The organism is Leptothrix mechoopdaensis (SeqCode), from assembly GCF_053893855.1.
Genome location: NZ_CM132699.1, coordinates 1 through 18,631, shown reverse-complemented (window position 1 = coordinate 18,631; position 18,631 = coordinate 1). Strand labels below are relative to the sequence as shown.

The following is an 18,631-nucleotide window of genomic DNA, read 5'->3' as shown; positions in this document are numbered from 1 at the left end:
TCGTAATTCCGGCTGGCGATAATTCATTTCAGGTCGACACGCAACACGGATGGTGAGGGAGAGGACGTCAACATGAACACGAACCGGAAAGTCCTGGTGCTGGTCACCAACCCGGAAGACAACCTGGCGGAGATCCGCCTCGGCCAGCCCTTGAGGGGCCTGGCTCGCGGTCACGGCTGGTCGTTGCGCATGCTCGCGTTCCACGAGGTCAACCGGCTCGACCTGAGGTGGGCGGACGTGGTCGTGATCCAGCGCGCAACCAGGCTGCGCGAGGTCCAGCTGATGGAGTGGCTGACGGATCAGGGCATCCCGGTCATCTACGAGATCGACGACCTGATCACGGAACCGGCCGACCACGTGATCTCCGGGCCTGACCTGCGCGCCCATGCGCATCTGGTCAACCTGATGCTGAGCATGGCCGACGTGGTCAGCGCCTCCACGCCGCGGCTCGTCGCCCATCTGGCGCCGATCGCGAAGTCGATCCAGCTGGTGCCCAACTACGGCCCGGTCGAACACCCCGAGCAGGCCCGCCAGGACGACGCCCTGCCGGTCACGCTGCTGATCGCGGCGTCGGACCGGCAGGCGGTCGGGCCGATGGCGGCCGGCGTCCGGCTGATCCAGTCCGACCCGTCGCTGCGGGTCGACACGGTGGCCATCTCGGCGATCGCCGACAGCCTGGAGGAAGCCGGCGTGAGCTGCCGCCGGCTGCCGCAGATGCCCCGTGACGAGTTCTTCCGGACGGTGTCGTCGCTGACCAACCCGATCGGCCTGATCCCGCTCGACAACTCCCCGTTCAGTGCCTGCAAGAGCGCCGTGAAGTATTTCGACTACGCCTGCCTGGGCGTGCCGAGCATCTGCTCGGCCTACCCGCCCTATGCCGACGTGATCCAGAGCGGCCAGGACGGTGTGCTGTGCGCCGACAACCCGCAGGACTGGGCCGATGCGATCCGCCGGCTGGCGCAGTCCGGTCACGAACGCCAGCGTCTGGCCGGCGCCGCGCGTGCCAAGGTCGAGACCCACTACACGCTCGCCCGCACGCAGGCCGTCTGGGAATCGCTCCTGACCCGTCTGATCGAGCAGGGCAACACCAGCCGCAGGTCGATCCCGATGGCCGAGGTGCTGGAGTCGGCGTTTCTCCACTATCGACGGATGCGAGGTGCCGTCAGCAAATGGAACCGGGAACGCCGCAAGGTGCGCCATGCGCGCAAGTCGGCCTCCCAGGGACACGCCTGAAGAGCCCGCACGCAGCGGGTCGCTGCGATTCAGACTGCAGCCATTTACAAGCTGATACGGGTTCGGTCCGATGTTGTCGGACCCACCTCGAACGCTAACCTCGCATCGCGCTTCGGTTGAGTGCCGCTGACGGCTGCCCGCACGAGACGCCGGTCGCCGGGTCACCCCCGAAGCAACCGACACACGCGATCCGACGCGTCACCCTTGGCTCACTGCCTGACGGCAGGAATGCGCCTGTGGGACGTTCCATGCCGACCCTTCGTACCCGATGTCCCCCACCTTCATCATCTACGCCAGCGCCTTCGACGAGAACAGCGGCGGATCCATCGCCCTGCACCGGCTGTGCGACGTGCTCAACCAGCTCGGCTGCCGGGCCCGCATCTGGCCCTGGCACCGGCCGATCCAGGAGGCGCCGCCGACGTGGCGCGAACGCATGCCCTGGGTGCGACGCAAGTCCAGGTCTTGGGAGCCAGGACGTTTCAAGCTGCTGGGCCGTCTGGACACGCCCCTGGCGACGGCCGATGACCTGGAGGACGCCATCGTCGTGTACCCGGAGGTCGTCGCGGGCAATCCGCTCCAGGCGAAGCGGGTGGTGCGCTGGCTGCTGCACAAGCCGGGCTTCCACACCGGCAGCTACGAGTTCGGGCCGGACGACCTGTTCTTCTTCTACCAGCAGGCCTTCAACGACCCGGTGCTGAATCCGCACACCGACCGGATGCTGCAGACGCTGTTCGTCCGCAACGACCTGTATCACCCGCCGACGCCGGAAGGCGAGCGCCAGCGCCAGGGCACGTGCTACATCCTGCGCAAGGGCAAGCGCCGCGCGCTGGTGCATGACGCGAACGGCTCGGTGCTGATCGACGGCCTGAGCCACGCCGCTGCCGCCGAGGTGTTCCGTCGCTGCGAGACCTGCATCTCCTACGACCTCTACACGATGTACTCGATGTACGCGGCGATGTGCGGCTGCGACTCGATCGTCGTGCCCGATCCGGCCATCGACCTGGCGACCTGGTATCCCACGGAAGAGGAGCGCTACGGCATGGCCTACGGCTGGGAGCAGCTCGAATGGTCGCGCCGCACCCGCCCGCTGCTGCTGCCCAGGCTCCAGCAGCTGGAAGAAGCCAGCAACGGAACGGTGCGCCATTTCATCGAGACCTGCCAGCAGCAGTGGGGGCTGAACCTGTTCCGGCAGCCGGCGGTCCGGCTCGGGGATGCGATGGCGGCGACTTAACATCCGCCCCCTTGATCGTTCCCGAGCCCGACATGTCCCAAACGCTCCGCGCCCAGTCCGTCGCCGAACTCCACGACACCCTCCTCGCCAACCCCGCCTGGCCCGCCGATGCCGCGCTGCTGCCGGCCGAGCCGCTGTGGCACTGGGTGGCCACGAACCACCGCAACAACTGCCTGCTGTGGGCCGAGGAAGACCTGGCGCGGCGGACCACGGTGAGCGATGCGGAGATCGCGAAGAACAAGCGCGCCATCGACGGCTACAACCAGGCCCGCAACGATGCGACCGAGCGGGTCGACGAGCTGCTGCTGATCGGGCTGGGGCTGGTCGATGCGGAATCGGCCCGCAGCGACGCGCCGCGCAGCACGGTGCCGGCCGGGGCGCGGCTCAACAGCGAGACCGCCGGCAGCATGATCGACCGCATGTCGATCATGGCGCTGAAGATCGACGCGATGCGCAAGCAGACGCAGCGCGCCGATGTCGACGACGCGCACCGCGCCAGCTCGCAGGTCAAGCTCGAACGCCTGCTGCAGCAGCGTCAGGACCTGGGCGACTGCCTGGACGGCCTGCTGGCCGACAGCGCGGCCGGGCGGGCCTACTTCAAGGTCTACCGCCAGTTCAAGATGTACAACGACGCGCGCTTCAACCCGGCCCTGGTGGCCGAGCAGAAGGCGCAGGCCGCAGCACAGAAGGCTGCGGGTGCTTGATCGAGCCCTGCTGCCCAACGGGCGGCCGCCGCGCATCCTCGTCGTCAAGACGACCTCGATGGGCGACGTGGTGCACGCGTTGCCGGCCATCAGCGACATCGCCCGCGCGTTTCCCGGTGCGGTGATCGACTGGCTGGTCGAGGCGCCGTTCGCGGCCATCCCGAAGGCCCATCCCGCCGTCCGCAAGGTGATGCCGCTGGCGTGGCGCAAGTGGCGCAAGTCGCTCGGCAAGCCCGAGACACGTGCGGCCATTCGTGCGCTGCGCGCCGAGCTGCAGGCCGAGCGCTACGACCTGGTGATCGACTTCCAGGGCCTGCTCAAGAGCGTGCTATGGGCCGTGCAGGCGCACGGGCCGCGGGTCGGCTACGACTGGCACAGCATCCGCGAGCCGCTGGCGTCGCTGTTCTATGCCCGCAAGGCCTCGGTCTCGCGCGAGGCCCATGCGGTCGTGCGCAACCGGTCGCTGGCGGCCGATCACCTGGGCTATCCGCGCCCGGTCGACGCGCCGGACTTCGGCCTGAAGCCGCCCGTCAGCAGCTGGCAGGCGCCCGCGCCGTACGCCGTGCTGATCCCCTGCGCGAGCCGGCCGGAGAAGCTCTGGCCGGAGGACCGCTGGCAGCACCTGGCGCGGCGCATCTGCGGTCAGGGCTGGACGCCGGTCATCCTGTGGGGCAGCCCGGCCGAACAGGCGCTGGCGCAACGCCTGGCCGACGGCAGTGGCGCCGAGGCAGTCGTGCCGCCGTTCCTGAGCGTGGCCGATGCCGGCGCGGTGCTGGCCGGCGCGAAGGTGGTGGTCGGGCTGGACACCGGCTTCACCCACTTCGCCGCCGCCTACGCGCGGCCGACGGTGGGCATCTACTGCGACCACGAACCCGGACTGGCCGGCGTGACCGGCTCGGGCTACGTGCGCAGCTTCGGCGGCAAGGGCCAGGTGCCGACGCTGGCCGAGGTCGAGGCGGCGTTCGACGAGGCGCTGACCCACGCCGGCTGAGCGGCCGGGACGGGCGCGCGCGGCGTCAGCTGTCTTCGAGCCGGCGCGGCGGGAAGGTGTCCCAGCCGTGGCAGCCGGGGCATTGCCAGAAGTACTGCTGGGCCTCGAAGCCGCAGGCCGCGCAGCGGTAGCGCCGCAGCGGCTTGGCGGCGGCCGCCAGGGTCTGCTGCAGGGCGGTGCGCTCGGCTTCGGTCAGCAGCGCGGCGGGTGCCGGCTCCTGGACCAGGCTGAGTGCGGCGCTCAGGCTCTGGTGGCCCTGCACCTGCTGCAGCAACAGCTGGCGGCGTTCGTGCGCATCGGGTTCGAGCGCCAGCACGGCGCCCAGCAGGTCGGAGGTCGGCGCCTTGGCGTGCAGCGCCTTGAGCTGCACCAGCGCCTCGGCCTGCTGGCCGCAGGCCTGGGCGCTGCGGGCGTAGTCCTGGGCGACGATGCCGAAGGCCTCGGGGTGGATGGTCGCCAGCGGCGTCCACAGCGCCAGCGCCTCGGCATGCTGTCCGGCGCGCGCCAGCCGCTGTCCGGCCAGGATCAGCGGACGGGCCGACTGCGGCGCGGCTTCGCGGGCGCGCTGCAGGGCGGCCTGGGCGGCGGCGGCGTCGCCCTGGGCATCGGCTTCCAGCACCAGTTCGCAGCCGTAGTGCGCGATGCGTTGCGAGAAGCTGCCGACGGCGGCGGATTCCAGCCCCTTGGCGACGTCGATCGCCGCCCGCCAGTCCCGCGCCCGCTCGTGCAGGTTCAGCAGCGCCAGGCGGGCTTCGGTCGCGAAGGCGGTGCCTTCAAGCGCCTTGTAGGCCGCCTCGGCGCGGTCGAACAGGCCGGCCTTGAGGTAGTCCTGCGCCAGCGCGTGCTGGGCCCGGTCACGCTCGGACGCCGGCAGGTCGGCCCGGCCGAGCAGGTGCTGGTGGACCCGCACGGCGCGTTCGTATTCACCCCGGCGGCGAAACAGGTTGCCGAGCGCGAAATGCAGGTCGGAGCTGCCCGGGTCCTGCTGGACAGCCTCGATGAAGGCGTCGATGGCCTTGTCCTGCTGTTCGTTGAGCAGCAGGTTCAGGCCCTTGAAGTAGGCCCGGGGCGAGGCCTCGACCTCGCGCTTCCAGTTGCGAAGGTCGATGCGCGAGGCCAGCCAGCCGAACGCGAAGGCGGCCGGCAGGGCCAGCAGCAGCCACTGCAGGTCAAAGTCCATCACGGGGCGGGTGGGGCAGTTCGGGTTCAGGCGTCAGCGGCGCCGGGCGGGTCGCGGCGGCGGCGGCCGACGCGGTCTGCGGAGGACTGGTGCGGGGCACGGCGGCCTCCAGCGCGCGGGTGCGACGGTGCTGGCGCCACCAGCCCGGCAGCATCGCGAAGACACCGGCCGCGCAGCCGGCCGCGAAGGTGACCAGCACGACCAGCACCATCGGTGCCTGCGTCGCGACGCCGAAGAACCAATGCAGCGAGACGGTGTGCTGGTTGTTCAGCGCGAAGGCGAACAGCACGAAGAAAAGTGCCGCTCGGATGACCCAGATGACGATGCGCATAGGGCCGCGATTCTAGTGCGCCCCCCTCTGCGGACCGGCCCTGGCGGGCGCCACGCGGCGGTGTCGCGCGGCCATGAAAAAACCCGCCGGCAGCGGGGCTGCGGGCGGGTTCCGGGTCCGGGCGGGCGGACCGTCGCGGGCTAGTCGTTCACCGGGGTCACCGGCGTGGTCGGCACGACCGGCTTGTCGGCCAACCGTGCCGGACGCACCACCATCACCTCGTCGGCGCCGTCGAGCAGGTCGGCATCGCTGCCGGCGTTCTCGTCGACCGCTTCACGCAGGGCCTTGCCCGGCTTGAAGTGGGGCACCAGCTTCTCCGGGATCGTCACCTGCTCGCCGGAGCGCGGATTGCGGCCCACGCGCGGCGGTCGGCGGTTGATCGCGAAGCTGCCGAAGCCGCGGATCTCGATCCGATGGCCACGCGCCAGCGCGTCGCTCATGGCGTCGAGCATCGTCTTGACGGCGAACTCGGCATCACGATGCGTCAGCTGGGTGAACTTCTCGGCCAGCAGCGCCACCAGATCGGAACGGGTCATGGCTAGGTGGGACGCGCCCGGGGACGATCAGTTGCCCTGGTCCAGCTTGGCCTTGAGCAGCGCGCCCAGGCTGGTGGTGCCGGCGTTGCCAACGGTCTCGCGGTTGTCGGCCGACAGGCGCTGCAGGGCTTCCTGCTGCTCGGCGTTGTCCTTGGCCTTGATCGACAGCTGGATCGAACGCAGCTTGCGGTCGATGTTGATGATCAGGGCGGTGACCTCGTCGCCTTCCTTCAGCACGTTGCGGGCATCCTCGACACGCTCGCGGGCGATCTCGGAGGCACGCAGGTAGCCGGTGACGTCGTCGTTCAGCTGGATCTCGGCGCCGCGCGGGTCGACGGTCTTGACCTTGCCGGCCACCAGGGCGCCACGGTCATTGAGCGTGGTGTAGCTGGTGAACGGATCGGTATCGAGCTGCTTGATGCCCAGCGAGATGCGCTCGCGCTCGACGTCGATGCCCAGGACGATCGCCTCGACTTCCTGGCCCTTCTTGTAGTTGCGGACCGCGGCTTCGCCCGGCTCGTTCCACGACAGGTCGGACAGGTGCACCAGGCCGTCGATGCCAGCGGCCAGGCCGACGAACACGCCGAAGTCGGTGATCGACTTGACGGGGCCCTTGACGCGGTCGCCGCGCTTGAAGTTCTGCGCGAACTCGTCCCACGGGTTCTGCTTGCACTGCTTCATGCCCAGCGAGATGCGACGCTTGTCCTCGTCGATCTCCAGCACCATGACCTCGACCTCGTCGCCCAGGGCCACGATCTTGGACGGGGCGACGTTCTTGTTGGTCCAGTCCATTTCGGAGACGTGCACCAGGCCTTCGATGCCCGGTTCGATCTCGACGAACGCGCCGTAGTCGGCGATGTTGGTGACCTTGCCGAACAGGCGGGTGCTCGACGGGTAGCGGCGCGAGACGCCGATCCACGGGTCGTCGCCCATCTGCTTCAGGCCCAGCGAGACGCGGTTCTTCTCGGCGTCGAACTTCAGGACCTTGGCCGTCAGCTCCTGGCCGACCGTCACCACTTCGCTCGGGTGACGGACACGGCGCCAGGCCATGTCGGTGATGTGCAGCAGGCCGTCGATGCCGCCGAGGTCGACGAACGCACCGTATTCGGTGATGTTCTTGACCACGCCGTTGACGATCGCGCCTTCACGCAGCGTCTCGAGCAGCTTGGCGCGCTCTTCGCCCATCGAGGCCTCGACCACCGCGCGACGCGACAGCACAACGTTGTTGCGCTTGCGGTCGAGCTTGATGACCTTGAACTCCATGGTCTTGCCCTCGAACGGGCTCATGTCCTTGACCGGACGGGTGTCCAGCAGCGAACCCGGCAGGAAGGCGCGGATGCCGTTGACCAGCACCGTCAGGCCGCCCTTGACCTTGCCGCTGACCGTGCCGGTGACGAAGTCGCCCGACTCCAGCGCGGTTTCCAGCGACAGCCACGAGGCCAGACGCTTGGCCTTGTCGCGCGACAGGATGGTGTCGCCGTAGCCGTTCTCGATCGCGTCGATCGCGACGGAGACGAAGTCGCCGACCTGGACTTCGATCTCGCCCTGGTCGTTCTTGAATTCTTCGATGGGAACGTACGCTTCGGACTTCAGGCCGGCGTTGACGACGACGAAGTTGTGCTCGACGCGGACGACTTCGGCGGAGATGACCTCGCCAGCGCGCATGTCGGCGCGTTGCAGCGATTCCTCGAACAGCGCGGCAAAGGATTCCATGCCTTCGAAGGCAGCAGCTTGGGACATTTGGGACTTTCTGCACCGGCGGATCACACCGGCGACTCGGACCACTTCCGTGGCGGGTTAGGTTGTCGAACCGGAGCCTCGGTGTGCTGACGCACGGCGGGAAGGCCCCGGAACCGCTTCGCTGCCCTGGCGATTCCGCCCGGCGACCGTGAAGGTCAGCCGGCGTGCGCGCCGAAGGGCAGCCGCGCTTCCCACCAGTCCACCACCTGCTGCACCGATGCGTCGATGCCGACCAGGCTGTTGTCCAGAAGGAGCGCGTCTTCGGCGGGTTTCAGAGGGGCGGTGCTGCGACCTCGGTCGCGCGCATCGCGGGCCTCCAGGTCCGCGCGAAGGTCGGCGAGGCTAGCAGGAATTCCTTTGGAAATCAACTGCTTATGACGTCGCTCGGCCCGCGCGGCAGGGGTTGCGGTGAGGAAGACCTTGAGCGGCGCGGCCGGGAAGATCACGGTGCCCATGTCGCGGCCGTCGGCCACCAGGCCGGGCAGCTGGCGGAAGGCGCATTGCAGGTCGAACAGCGCGGCGCGCACGGCCGGATGGGCGGCAACCTGCGAGGCCATCGCGCCGATCTGTTCCTCGCGCAGCCGTTCGCTGACGTCGACGCCGTCGAGCAGCACCTGCACGCCCGAGAACTGCAGCTTCATCGCCCGGGCGACGGCGACCACGCCAGCCTCGTCCTCCGGGGCGACACCGGCCGAACGTGCGGCCAGCGCGGTGACGCGGTAGAGCGAGCCCGAATCCAGCGTGTGATAGCCCAGCCGCTCGGCCACGCCGGCCGCCAGCGTGCCCTTGCCGGAGGCGGTCGGGCCGTCGATGGTGATGACGGGGATCTGCGCCGGTTCAGCCGCGACGACCGAGAACAGCGTCTCGAAGTAGTCCGGGAAGGTCTTGGCGACGCACTTCGGATCAAGGATGCGCGTGGGCACCGGCGCCGCGCCCTTCAGCGGGTGGAACGCCGCCAGCGACAGGCACATCGCCATGCGGTGGTCGTCGTAGGTGTGGATGGCGGCCGGCCGGAACACCTCCAGCGGCCAGACGCGGATGTAGTCCGCGCCCTCCTCCACCTGCGCGCCGACCTTGCGCAGCTCGGCGGCCATCGCGGCGATGCGGTCGGTCTCCTTGACGCGCCAGCTGGCGATGTTGCGCAGCGTGCAGGGGCCGTCGGCGTAGAGCGCCATCACCGCCAGCGTCATGGCGGCATCGGGAATCGCGTTGCAGTCCAGGTCGATCGCGCGCAGCGGCCAGGCGCCGCGGCGGACCTCCAGCGCGTTGGCTTCGGCCCGCACCTGCGCGCCCATCGCCTCGGCCGCCTCGACGAAACGGATGTCGCCCTGGATCGACGCGCTGCCCACGCCCTCGATGCGCACCGGCGCGTCGATGCCGGCCAGCGTGCCCAGCGCGATGAAGTAGGACGCCGACGAGGCGTCGCCCTCGACGTGGACCTCGCCCGGCGTGACGTAGCGGCTGCCGGCGGGAATCGTGAAGCGCTGCCAGCCTTCGCGGCGCACCGCGATGCCGAAACGTTCGAGCAGGTTCAGCGTGATCTCGATGTAGGGCTTGGAGATCAGCTCGCCGACCACCTCGATGACGACATCGGCGCGCGCGGCCGCCAGCGGCAGGGCCAGCAGCAGCGCGGTCAGGAACTGGCTGGAGACGTCGCCGCGGACCTTGACCGGCGCGGCCAGGTCCAGCGCGCCGCCGGACAGGCGCAGCGGCGGGTAGCCCTCGTTGCCCAGGCATTCGACCTGCACGCCCAGGCCGCGCAGCGCGTCGACCAGGTCGCCGATCGGGCGCTCGTGCATGCGCGGCACGCCCTTGAGCGTGTAGCGCCGTTCGGCGCCCTGGGTCGACAGCACCGCCAGCGCGGCGGTCAGCGGGCGCATCGCGGTGCCGGCGTTGCCCAGGAACAGCTCGGCCTCGGCGACGGCCGGCTGGCCGGCGAAGCCGTCGATGTGGGTCAGGCGGCCGGCCTGCTCGATCGTGCAGCCCAACGTGCGCAGGGCGGCCAGCATCACCCGGGTGTCGTCCGAATCGAGCAGGTCGACCAGCGTGGTGCGGCCCTGGCTCAGGCCGGCCAGCAGCAGCAGGCGGTTGGAGATGCTCTTGGAGCCCGGCAGGCGCACGGTGCCGGCGGCGGCGCCCAGGGGCGGCAGGTCGAGGTGAGGGATGTCGTACATGGCGCGCGGAACAGTCGGGCAGTGAGAGCGGTGAAGAAAGGACGAGGGCCGCATCCGGTGCGGCCCGTCGGGGATCGGGTCAGGCGCGGCGTCGGCGGGTCAGCGTGCCGAGCCCGGTCGGGCGTTCATCTGCCAGTTGGCGCGGCCTTCGGAGGCGTTGCGGATCAGGTCCTCCAGCGCCTCCTGGTTGCCCGAACGCATGACGTGCTCGAAGGCGTCGAGCGCGTGGCGCAGACGGGCCAGCTGCTTGATGACCTCCTCGCGGTTGCTGGCGAGGATGTCGCGCCAGACCGCCGGCTCGCCCGCCGCGATGCGGGTGAAGTCACGGAAGCCCGGTCCGGCCAGCGACAGGAACTCGCGCCCGGCCGGCTGGGCCATCACGGCGTTGAAGTAGGCGAAGGCCAGCAGGTGCGGCAGGTGGCTGACGGCGGCAAACGCGGTGTCGTGGTTCTCCGGCGTCATGCGCAGCACCTGCGAGCCGACCGCCGCCCAGACGTCGGTCGCCTTCTGGACCAGCGCCGGATCGGTCTGCGGCAGCGGCGTCAGGATGACCTGGCGGTTCTGGTAGAGCAGCGCGTCGGCATGTTCGACGCCGGCCACTTCCTTGCCGGCGATCGGGTGGGCCGGCACGAACGACACCAGCCGCTCCTTCAGGACCCGCCGGGCCGCGTCGACCACGTCGCGCTTGGTGCTGCCCACGTCCATCACCAGCGCGCCCGGCTCGATGCCGTGGCGGATGGTCTTGAGCGTGCCCTCGGTGGCCGCCACCGGCACCGAGATCAGCACGATGTCCGAGCCCGACACCGCCAGCAGCGCCGAGTCGGCCGATTCGTCGATGACGCCCAGGCGCCGCGCCCGGTCGACCGTCGACGGCGACTTGCTGTAGCCGACCACGCGCTTGACCAGCCCGCCGCGCTTGAGCGCGAGCGCGAAGCTGCCGCCCATCAGGCCGCAGCCGATCACCCCCAGTTGCCGGAACATCGCCATGCCGTGCCGCCCGTCGTGCTGTTCTTGTGTGCGAGAGAGAGATCCGAGATGGACCGTGTACGTTGCCGTCGCCTGTGCCGTCGCCGGCTCAGTGGACGTCGATCGGGTAGGTGCCCAGGACCTTGAAGTAGGCGCACACGCTGCGCAGTTCCTTCAGCGCGGTCGCCACCTCCGGCGTGTCCGGATGGCCCTGGACGTCGATGTAGAAGTAGTACTCCCACTGGTCGGACCGGGCCGGGCGCGACTCGAAGCGGGTCATCGAGACGCCGTACTGCTTGAGCGGCACCAGCATGTCGTGGACCGCGCCCGGGCGGTTGATGACCGAGACGACCAGGCTGGTGCAGTCGTGGCCCGACGCGGCCGGCGCCGGGTGGCGCTCGGGGTGGGTCACGATCGCGAAGCGGGTGCGGTTGTTGGCGTCGTCCTGGATCGCCGGCGACACCACGTGCAGGCCCCACTCGCTGGCCGCGCGTTCGCTGGCGATGGCCGCGAGCGTCGGATCCTGAGCCGCCAGCCGCGCGCCTTCGGCGTTGCTGGACACGGGCCGGCGCTCGATGTCGGGCAGGTGATAGCTGAGCCAGCCGTGGCATTGCGCCAGTGCCTGCGGGTGGGCGCAGACGGCCTGGATGCCGGCCAGCGTGTCCTCGCGGCGCAGCAGGTTGTGGCGCACGAACAGGCTGGTCTCGCCGATGATGAACAGCGGCGTGGTCAGGAACAGGTCGAGCGAGCGGGCCACCACGCCCTCGGTCGAGTTCTCGACCGGCACGACGCCGAAGTCGGCCGCGCCGGCGGTGGTCGCCCGGAAGACCTCGTCGATGCTGGCGCACGGCACCCGCACCAGCGAGCTGCCGAAGTAGCCCAGCGCGGCCTGTTCGCTGAAGGTGCCGGCCGGGCCGAGGTAGGCCACGCGAGTCGGCGTCTCCAGCGAGCGGCAGGCGCTCATGATCTCGCGCCAGATCGGCGCGACGCTGTCGCTCTTCAGCGGCCCCGGGTTGACCGACTTCAGGCCGTCGATGACCTGCGCCTCGCGCTCGGGGCGGAACACCACCGAGCCTTCCTTCTTCTTGATCTCGCCGACCGCCAGCGCCAGCCCGGCACGCCGGTTCAGCAGCGCCAGCAGCTCGCGGTCCAGCGCGTCGATCTGGGTGCGCAGCGCCAGCAGCGCGGGGTCGACCGGTGCCGCCGGGGCGGGGATCGACGGGACGAGGGGCTGGTTGTCGGACATGTCAGGACCAGGAGCGGGTGGCGCGCCGGCAGGTCCGGCGCGCGGTTTCAGGGCTTGGGCGGAGCGGCCGAGGCCGCCGGGGACGGGGGAATCACAGCGGCCAGACGCTTGCCGACGACGGTGTCGAGCTCATGCAGCTTCGGCTCGATCAGCGGCCGGGTGTCGGCCACGAGCTTGTCGGTCAGCGCCTTCTGGAAGTCGGGCAGCACGAGCTGGTACTTGCGGGCGACCGGCGATTCGAGCCACGCGGCCAGCTGGCGCAGTTCGTCCTCGCTGAACTTCTGCTCCAGCTGCGTGCCGATCGTGGACGGCGCCGCCGCCACGGCCTTGTCGCGCACCAGCGGCAGCGCCGCGTCCATGTACTTCTTCAGGTCGCCCTGCAGGTCCTTCTGCAGCGCCTCGCGCTTGTCGGGCGGCACGCGGGTCTGGATGAGCATCGACACCTGCTGGACCATCTGCCCGACCGGCTGCTCGACCAGCGAACGCGCCAGCGCCTCGATGCCCGGCTGCTGCAGCGTCAGCAGTTTCTGCACCAGGGCCTTCTTGGCCGGCGTGGAGGCGGCTGCGGCGGCGGCCACCTGGGCGGCCGGGACATCGGCGGCGAAGGTCGCCGGGACGGCCCCGGCCAGGGCCACGGCGGCCAGCGCCAGGCGCAGGCGGGAAGGTTGCAGGTCGTGCGGGCGTCGTGTGGACATCAGGCGTTCTCGTCGCCGCTCGGCGCGGCATCACCATCGGGGTTGGGGGCGTCGACCCCCGTCTCCGTGGCCGACTCGTTGCTCGATTCGTTGCTCGATTCGTTCGCATCGTTCTCGACGATGCGCTGCAGCCCCGACAGCTTCGCACCTTCATCCAGCGCGATCAGCGTCACGCCCTGCGTCGCGCGGCCCATCTCGCGGATTTCCGAGACCCGCGTGCGAACCAGCACGCCGCGATCGGTGATCAGCATGATCTCGTCGTTCGCGCGCACCAGCGTCGCGGCGACGACCTTGCCGTTCCGTTCGCTCTGCTGGATCGCGATCATTCCCTTGGTGCCACGGCCGTGGCGGGTGTATTCGCCGATCGAGGTGCGCTTGCCGTAGCCGTTCTCGGTCGCGGTCAGCACCGACTGGCTCTCGTCCTCGGCCACCAGCATCGCGATGACGCTCTGGCCGTCGTCCAGCGCCATGCCGCGCACGCCGCGGGCCTGGCGGCCCATCGCGCGGACGTCGTCCTCGTCGAAGCGCACGGCCTTGCCGCCGTCGCTGAACAGCATCACGTCATGCTGGCCATCGGTCAGCGCCGCACCGATCAGGTAGTCGCCCGGGTCCAGGTCGACGGCGATGATGCCGGCCTTGCGCGGGTTGCTGAACTCGTCCAGCGCGGTCTTCTTGACGGTGCCCAGGGCGGTCGCCATGAAGACGTAGTGATCGGCCGGGAAGCTGCGGAACTCGCCGGTCAGCGGCAGCACGACGTTGATCTTCTCGTCGGGCTGCAGCGGGAACATGTTGACGATCGGCTTGCCACGCGACGCGCGTCCGCCCTGCGGCACTTCCCAGACCTTCAGCCAGTAGACGCGGCCCCGGTTGCTGAAGCACAGGATCCAGTCGTGCGTGTTGGCGATGAACAGCTGGTCGACCCAGTCGTCTTCCTTCGTCGCCGTGGCCTGCTTGCCGCGCCCGCCGCGCTTCTGCGCGCGGTACTCGGCCAGCGGCTGGCTCTTGATGTAGCCGGTGTGGCTGAGCGTGACGACCATGTCGGTCGGCGTGATCAGGTCCTCGGTGCCGAGTTCCTGCACGTTGTGCTCGACCACCGAGCGGCGCGCGCCGACCTTGGTCTGGCCGAACTCCTGGCGCAGCGCGGTCAGCTCCTCGCTGATGATGAAGGTCACGCGCTCGGGCTTGGCGAGGATGTCCAGCAGGTCGGCGATCTGGGCCATGACCTCCTTGTACTCGCCGACGATCTTGTCCTGCTCCAGCCCGGTCAGGCGCTGCAGGCGCATCTGCAGGATCTCGCCGGCCTGGTCGTCCGACAGGCGGTACAGGCCGTCGGCCTGCATGCCGAACTGCGGCGCAAGGCCGTCCGGGCGGTACGCGGCGCGGCCGCCGGGCGTGTCGGCCTCGGCGCGCGACAGCATCTCGCGCACCAGCGACGAGTCCCAGCCCTGCGCCATCAGGCCGGCCTTGGCCATCGGCGGCGTCGGCGATTCCTTGATGATGCGGATGAACTCGTCGATGTTGGCCAGCGCCACCGCCAGGCCTTCGAGCACGTGGCCACGCTCGCGCGCCTTGCGCAGCTCGAACACGGTGCGGCGGGTGACGACCTCGCGGCGGTGCTCCAGGAAGATGTCGAGCAGCTGCTTGAGGTTGCACAGCTTGGGCTGACCGTCGATCAGCGCCACCATGTTGATGCCGAAGGTGTCCTGCAGCTGGGTCTGCTTGTAGAGGTTGTTGAGGACGACCTCGGGCACCTCGCCGCGCTTGAGCTCGATCACCACGCGCATGCCGGACTTGTCGGACTCGTCCTGGATGTGGCTGATGCCGTCGATCTTCTTCTCGTGGACCAGCTCGGCGATGCGTTCGAGCAGGCTCTTCTTGTTCACCTGGTACGGGATCTCGTCGACGATGATGGCCTGACGCGAGCCGCGGTCGATGTCCTCGAAGTGCACCTTCGCGCGCATCACCACCTTGCCGCGACCGGTGCGGTAACCCTCGCGCACGCCGTTGACGCCGTAGATGATCCCGGCGGTCGGGAAGTCGGGCGCCGGGATGATCTCCATCAGCTCCTCGAGCGTCGCCTCGCTGTTCTTCAACAGGTGCAGGCAGGCGTCGACGACCTCGTTGAGGTTATGCGGCGGGATGTTGGTGGCCATGCCCACCGCGATGCCGGCCGAGCCGTTGACCAGCAGGTTCGGCAGCCGCGTCGGCAGGACCAGCGGTTCCTTCTCGGAGCCGTCGTAGTTCGGGCCGAAGTCGACCGTCTCCTTGTCGATGTCGGCCAGCATCTCGTGGGCGATCTTGGCCAGACGGATTTCCGTGTACCGCATGGCCGCCGCGTTGTCGCCGTCGACCGAGCCGAAGTTGCCCTGGCCGTCGACCAGCATGTGGCGCAGGCTGAAGTCCTGGGCCATGCGGACGATCGTGTCGTAGACCGCCGTGTCGCCGTGCGGGTGATATTTGCCGATGACGTCGCCGACGATGCGGGCGGACTTCTTGTACGGCCGGTTCCAGTCGTTGTTCAGCTCGTGCATCGCGAACAGCACGCGCCGGTGCACCGGCTTGAGACCGTCGCGGGCGTCGGGCAGGGCGCGCCCGACGATCACGCTCATCGCGTAGTCCAGGTACGAGCGCCGCATCTCCTCTTCGAGGCTGATGGGCAGGGTTTCTTTGGCGAAGGAGGTCATGAGATCTCGGGAGGGCCGGCGCCGGACGGAAGGTCCGGCACGCGGCGCAGGCAGGCGCGACCAGGCGAATCGGCGGATTTTAGGCGCGCCCGACCTGTTGCCGGCCGGCGACAGCCTCGGGCCGCGCCGCAACGGCGTGTTGCCAACTCCTGACGCTGGGGGGCCCTATGGCAGAATAATTTTTCAGGTCGCTTCGGATCCCCACGACTTGCGTCAGACAAGTCGACCGAGCGCACGCCCATCGCCGCTCTCTGCGGTCCATCGAGAGGAAAACCATGAACAACCTGAGCAAGGTGTCCCTGCTGTTCGCAACCGTCGCGCTCGCCGCTTGCGGCACCGTTGGCGGCAAGCCGGAAAACGGCAACACGCAGAACGCCGCTGGCGCCCCCGCGTGGAAGAACGGCACCAACGAATACTGCTGGCGCAACGGCTTCTTCACGCCGGCCACCGGCATCCAGGGCTGCGACGGCGTGCCTCCCCCGCCCGCTCCGGCCCCGGCTCCCGCGCCTGCTCCGGCCCCCGCGCCGGCACCTGCTCCGGCTCCTGCTCCCGAACCCGCTCCGGCACCCGCCCCGGCTCCGGCCGTCGTGCCGGCCCCCGCGCCCGCCCCGGCCCCGGCTCCCGCACCCGCTCCGGCAGCCCCGGTCAGCGAGAAGGTGACCTTCGCCGCCGACGCGTTCTTCGACACCGCCAAGTTCGTGCTGAAGCCCGAAGCGGCCGGCAAGCTCGATGACCTGGTCAGCAAGGTCAAGGGCATCAACCTCGAAGTCATCATCGCCGTCGGTCACACCGACTCCGATGGCTCCGACGCGTACAACGACAAGCTCTCGGTCAACCGCGCCGAAGCCGTCAAGAAGTACCTCGTGAGCAAGGGCATCGAGCAGAACCGCGTGTACACCGAAGGCAAGGGCGAGAAGCAGCCCGTCGCCGACAACGGCACGCCCGAGGGCAAGCAGAAGAACCGCCGCGTCGAGATCGAAGTGGTCGGCACCCGCACCCTCGCGAAGTAAGCCATCCGCGTGTGCATCGGGCCTTCGGGCCCGCTGTCCCGGACGCTGCACCAACCCCGCCACGGCGGGGTTTTTCTTTTCTGGTGGCGTCGACTTGACCGGTCCGCTGCAAGGCCCTGCCCCGGGCCTCTACAGTTGCGCCCACCCTGCACCATGACGACGCCATGCAAGCCAACGCCGACCCGAAGGAACTCGCCAAGTTCAGCGAACTCGCCCACAAGTGGTGGGACCCGGACAGCGAGTTCCGCCCGCTGCACCGCATCAACCCGCTGCGCCTGGGCTGGATCGAGCAGTGCGCCGGGCCGCTGGACGGACGTCGCATCGTCGACGTCGGCTGCGGCGGCGGCATCCTCAGCGAGGCCATGGCGCAGCGCGGTGCGCAGGTGCTGGGCGTCGACCTGGCCGAGCGTTCGCTGAAGGTCGCGCAGCTGCACGCGATGGAATCGGGCCAGGCCAACGTCGCCTACCGGCTGGTCGCGGCCGAGGCCCTGGCGGCCGAACAGCCCGGCCAGTTCGACATCGTCACCTGCATGGAGATGGTCGAGCATGTGCCGGATCCCGCCGCGATCGTCAACGCCTGCGCGCAGCTGGTGAAGCCGGGCGGCTGGGTCTTCCTGTCGACGCTCAACCGCAACCTCAAGTCCTTCCTGTTCGCGATCGTCGGCGCCGAGTACGTGCTCAAGCTGCTGCCGGCCGGCACCCACGAATACGCGAAGTTCATCCGCCCGAGCGAGCTGATGCGGGCCTGCCGCGAGGCCGGCCTGACGCCGCAGCAGACGCGCGGCATGCAGTACAACCCGCTGACGCAGCGCTACTGGCTGAACGACGACACCAGCGTCAACTACCTGGTCGCCTGCCGCAAGGATCCGGACGCCTCATGACCGCGCGGCGCACCTGCGCGGCGGTGCTGTTCGACCTCGACGGCACGCTGGTCGACAGCGCACCCGACCTCGGCGAGGCCGCCAACGAGCTGCGCCTGCGCCACGGCCTGGCCCCGTTGCCCTTGACCGACTTCCGCCCGATGACCGGCACCGGCGCACGCGGCATGGTCGGCGTCGCCCTGGGGGTCGGCCTGGACGACCCGTGCTTCCCGGCCCTGCGCGACGAGTACCTGTCGCTCTACGAGGCCCGCATGACCCGCCTGACGCGGGTCTTCGACGCGATGGCGCCGGTGCTCGACGCGCTCGACGCGGCCGGCCTGCCGTGGGGCATCGTGACCAACAAGCACACCCGCTACGCCGAACCGGTCGTGCGCGCCAGCGGCATCGCCACACGCAGCCGCACGCTGGTCTGCGGCGACACGACCGCGCACGCCAAGCCGCATCCCGAGCCGCTGTTCGAGGCCGCGCGACGGATCGGCGTCGCGCCGGTCGACTGCGTCTACGTCGGCGACGATCACCGCGACGTCATCGCCGGCCGCGCCGCCGGCATGGCCACGGTCGCCGCAGCCTGGGGCTACCTGGGCCTCGGCGAGTCGATCACGGCCTGGGGCGCCGATGCGGTGATCGATCACCCGCACGAACTCTTGAACTTCCTCTCGATGCCCTAAACTCCCCTGTTCTGGGGCCGACCTGGTTTCGACGTGGGTGCGGAATCGGAGCAGGGCATGCCGAGCACCAGTTCGCTCGTAAATCCACTGGAAACAAAGTAACTGCGAACGATTCTTCGTACGCCCTCGCCGCTTAACACCGGTGAGCCTTGCAACAGATCGCCGATGGTCTGGGTTGGCAACAACTGCAAGGTCATGCACATCGGCTGGTTCTGAGCCGGGTCACACGACCCAGAACGAGACTACGTGACTGGCGGCGATCGAAGGGTGCTCCTGCCCGTCGAAGCCGTGAGACTCAAATCAGAGAGCTACGCATGTAGAACTGCCTGAGGATGGCTTGCGGACGGGGGTTCAATTCCCC

At 69.4% G+C, this 18,631-nt stretch carries 16 protein-coding genes and 1 other RNA gene; 8 read left to right on the top strand and 9 right to left on the bottom strand.

Features of this window, described 5'->3' with window-relative positions:
* Nucleotides 1-72: 72 nt before the first annotated feature.
* The 4 genes from ACWA7K_RS00085 to waaC all read left to right on the top strand — a co-directional run bounded on the left by ACWA7K_RS00085 (nt 73) and on the right by waaC (nt 4,159).
* On the top strand, nt 73-1,233 hold the full coding sequence (locus tag ACWA7K_RS00085; RefSeq protein WP_456164446.1) for a glycosyltransferase: 1,161 nt from the start codon (nt 73-75) through the stop codon (nt 1,231-1,233).
* 268 nt (nt 1,234-1,501) lie between these two features.
* Nucleotides 1,502-2,464: a hypothetical protein gene (locus ACWA7K_RS00080; RefSeq protein WP_456164444.1), complete on the top strand. Its 963-nt coding sequence runs from the start codon at nt 1,502-1,504 to the stop codon at nt 2,462-2,464.
* A gap of 32 nt (nt 2,465-2,496) precedes the next feature.
* On the top strand, nt 2,497-3,168 hold the full coding sequence (locus ACWA7K_RS00075; RefSeq protein ID WP_456164442.1) for a DUF4254 domain-containing protein: 672 nt from the start codon (nt 2,497-2,499) through the stop codon (nt 3,166-3,168).
* A complete protein-coding gene (gene waaC, locus ACWA7K_RS00070) occupies nt 3,161-4,159 on the top strand; it encodes a lipopolysaccharide heptosyltransferase I (protein WP_456164440.1) in 999 nt (332 codons plus the stop codon). Before ACWA7K_RS00075 ends, waaC begins: the two co-directional genes overlap by 8 nt.
* 25 nt (nt 4,160-4,184) lie before the next feature.
* Here waaC and lapB read toward each other — a convergent pair whose 3' ends face one another.
* The 9 genes from lapB to gyrA form a co-directional block, all read right to left on the bottom strand.
* The gene (lapB, locus tag ACWA7K_RS00065) at nt 4,185-5,339 is read right to left on the bottom strand and encodes a lipopolysaccharide assembly protein LapB (RefSeq protein ID WP_456164438.1); all 1,155 of its coding nucleotides are present in this window, start codon (nt 5,337-5,339) and stop codon (nt 4,185-4,187) included.
* Nucleotides 5,329-5,670, bottom strand: a complete 342-nt coding sequence (locus tag ACWA7K_RS00060; protein ID WP_456164436.1) for a LapA family protein — start codon at nt 5,668-5,670, stop codon at nt 5,329-5,331. Before ACWA7K_RS00060 ends, lapB begins: the two co-directional genes overlap by 11 nt.
* Before the next feature lie 140 nt (nt 5,671-5,810).
* A complete protein-coding gene (locus ACWA7K_RS00055; protein ID WP_456164434.1) occupies nt 5,811-6,206 on the bottom strand; it encodes an integration host factor subunit beta in 396 nt (131 codons plus the stop codon).
* A gap of 27 nt (nt 6,207-6,233) precedes the next feature.
* Nucleotides 6,234-7,946 carry a 30S ribosomal protein S1 gene (rpsA, locus tag ACWA7K_RS00050; protein ID WP_456164432.1) on the bottom strand — a complete coding sequence of 571 codons (1,713 nt, stop codon included), beginning with the start codon at nt 7,944-7,946 and terminating at the stop codon, nt 6,234-6,236.
* A gap of 155 nt (nt 7,947-8,101) precedes the next feature.
* Complete coding sequence (locus tag ACWA7K_RS00045) at nt 8,102-10,120, bottom strand: bifunctional 3-phosphoshikimate 1-carboxyvinyltransferase/cytidylate kinase (protein WP_456164430.1); 2,019 nt, start codon at nt 10,118-10,120, stop codon at nt 8,102-8,104.
* Nucleotides 10,121-10,219: 99 nt separating this feature from the next.
* The gene (locus tag ACWA7K_RS00040) at nt 10,220-11,101 is read right to left on the bottom strand and encodes a prephenate dehydrogenase (protein ID WP_456164428.1); all 882 of its coding nucleotides are present in this window, start codon (nt 11,099-11,101) and stop codon (nt 10,220-10,222) included.
* Nucleotides 11,102-11,195: 94 nt separating this feature from the next.
* Nucleotides 11,196-12,332, bottom strand: coding sequence for a prephenate dehydratase (pheA, locus tag ACWA7K_RS00035; protein ID WP_456164426.1), 1,137 nt, complete (start codon nt 12,330-12,332; stop codon nt 11,196-11,198).
* Between the two features lie 47 nt (nt 12,333-12,379).
* The gene (locus ACWA7K_RS00030) at nt 12,380-13,027 is read right to left on the bottom strand and encodes a hypothetical protein (protein ID WP_456164424.1); all 648 of its coding nucleotides are present in this window, start codon (nt 13,025-13,027) and stop codon (nt 12,380-12,382) included.
* Nucleotides 13,027-15,711: a DNA gyrase subunit A gene (gene gyrA, locus ACWA7K_RS00025; RefSeq protein WP_456164422.1), complete on the bottom strand. Its 2,685-nt coding sequence runs from the start codon at nt 15,709-15,711 to the stop codon at nt 13,027-13,029. The genes ACWA7K_RS00030 and gyrA overlap by 1 nt, the downstream gene beginning before the upstream one ends.
* Nucleotides 15,712-15,986: 275 nt before the next feature.
* On the opposite strand from gyrA, the gene ompA reads away from it, so the two are divergent.
* From ompA to ssrA, 4 genes are all read left to right on the top strand, one after another.
* Entirely contained in the window at nt 15,987-16,721 is a 735-nt protein-coding gene (gene ompA, locus ACWA7K_RS00020) for an outer membrane protein OmpA (protein WP_456164420.1), read from the top strand.
* A gap of 164 nt (nt 16,722-16,885) precedes the next feature.
* On the top strand, nt 16,886-17,602 hold the full coding sequence (gene ubiG, locus ACWA7K_RS00015; protein ID WP_456164418.1) for a bifunctional 2-polyprenyl-6-hydroxyphenol methylase/3-demethylubiquinol 3-O-methyltransferase UbiG: 717 nt from the start codon (nt 16,886-16,888) through the stop codon (nt 17,600-17,602).
* Nucleotides 17,599-18,270: a phosphoglycolate phosphatase gene (gene gph, locus ACWA7K_RS00010; RefSeq protein ID WP_456164416.1), complete on the top strand. Its 672-nt coding sequence runs from the start codon at nt 17,599-17,601 to the stop codon at nt 18,268-18,270. Before ubiG ends, gph begins: the two co-directional genes overlap by 4 nt.
* 13 nt (nt 18,271-18,283) lie before the next feature.
* Nucleotides 18,284-18,631, top strand: a transfer-messenger RNA (tmRNA) gene (ssrA, locus tag ACWA7K_RS00005); the annotation flags it as partial.

What these genes read in the sequence shown, in the direction of transcription:
- ACWA7K_RS00085 (WP_456164446.1), top strand. Translation starts at nt 73, where the DNA reads ATGAACACGAACCGGAAAGTCCTGGTGCTGGTCACCAACCCGGAAGAC.
- ACWA7K_RS00080 (WP_456164444.1), top strand. Translation starts at nt 1,502, where the DNA reads ATGTCCCCCACCTTCATCATCTACGCCAGCGCCTTCGACGAGAACAGC.
- ACWA7K_RS00075 (WP_456164442.1), top strand. Translation starts at nt 2,497, where the DNA reads ATGTCCCAAACGCTCCGCGCCCAGTCCGTCGCCGAACTCCACGACACC.
- lapB (WP_456164438.1), bottom strand. Translation starts at nt 5,339, where the DNA reads ATGGACTTTGACCTGCAGTGGCTGCTGCTGGCCCTGCCGGCCGCCTTC.
- ACWA7K_RS00060 (WP_456164436.1), bottom strand. Translation starts at nt 5,670, where the DNA reads ATGCGCATCGTCATCTGGGTCATCCGAGCGGCACTTTTCTTCGTGCTG.
- ACWA7K_RS00055 (WP_456164434.1), bottom strand. Translation starts at nt 6,206, where the DNA reads ATGACCCGTTCCGATCTGGTGGCGCTGCTGGCCGAGAAGTTCACCCAG.
- rpsA (WP_456164432.1), bottom strand. Translation starts at nt 7,946, where the DNA reads ATGTCCCAAGCTGCTGCCTTCGAAGGCATGGAATCCTTTGCCGCGCTG.
- ACWA7K_RS00045 (WP_456164430.1), bottom strand. Translation starts at nt 10,120, where the DNA reads ATGTACGACATCCCTCACCTCGACCTGCCGCCCCTGGGCGCCGCCGCC.
- ACWA7K_RS00040 (WP_456164428.1), bottom strand. Translation starts at nt 11,101, where the DNA reads ATGTTCCGGCAACTGGGGGTGATCGGCTGCGGCCTGATGGGCGGCAGC.
- pheA (WP_456164426.1), bottom strand. Translation starts at nt 12,332, where the DNA reads ATGTCCGACAACCAGCCCCTCGTCCCGTCGATCCCCGCCCCGGCGGCA.
- ACWA7K_RS00030 (WP_456164424.1), bottom strand. Translation starts at nt 13,027, where the DNA reads ATGTCCACACGACGCCCGCACGACCTGCAACCTTCCCGCCTGCGCCTG.
- gyrA (WP_456164422.1), bottom strand. Translation starts at nt 15,711, where the DNA reads ATGACCTCCTTCGCCAAAGAAACCCTGCCCATCAGCCTCGAAGAGGAG.
- ompA (WP_456164420.1), top strand. Translation starts at nt 15,987, where the DNA reads ATGAACAACCTGAGCAAGGTGTCCCTGCTGTTCGCAACCGTCGCGCTC.
- ubiG (WP_456164418.1), top strand. Translation starts at nt 16,886, where the DNA reads ATGCAAGCCAACGCCGACCCGAAGGAACTCGCCAAGTTCAGCGAACTC.
- gph (WP_456164416.1), top strand. Translation starts at nt 17,599, where the DNA reads ATGACCGCGCGGCGCACCTGCGCGGCGGTGCTGTTCGACCTCGACGGC.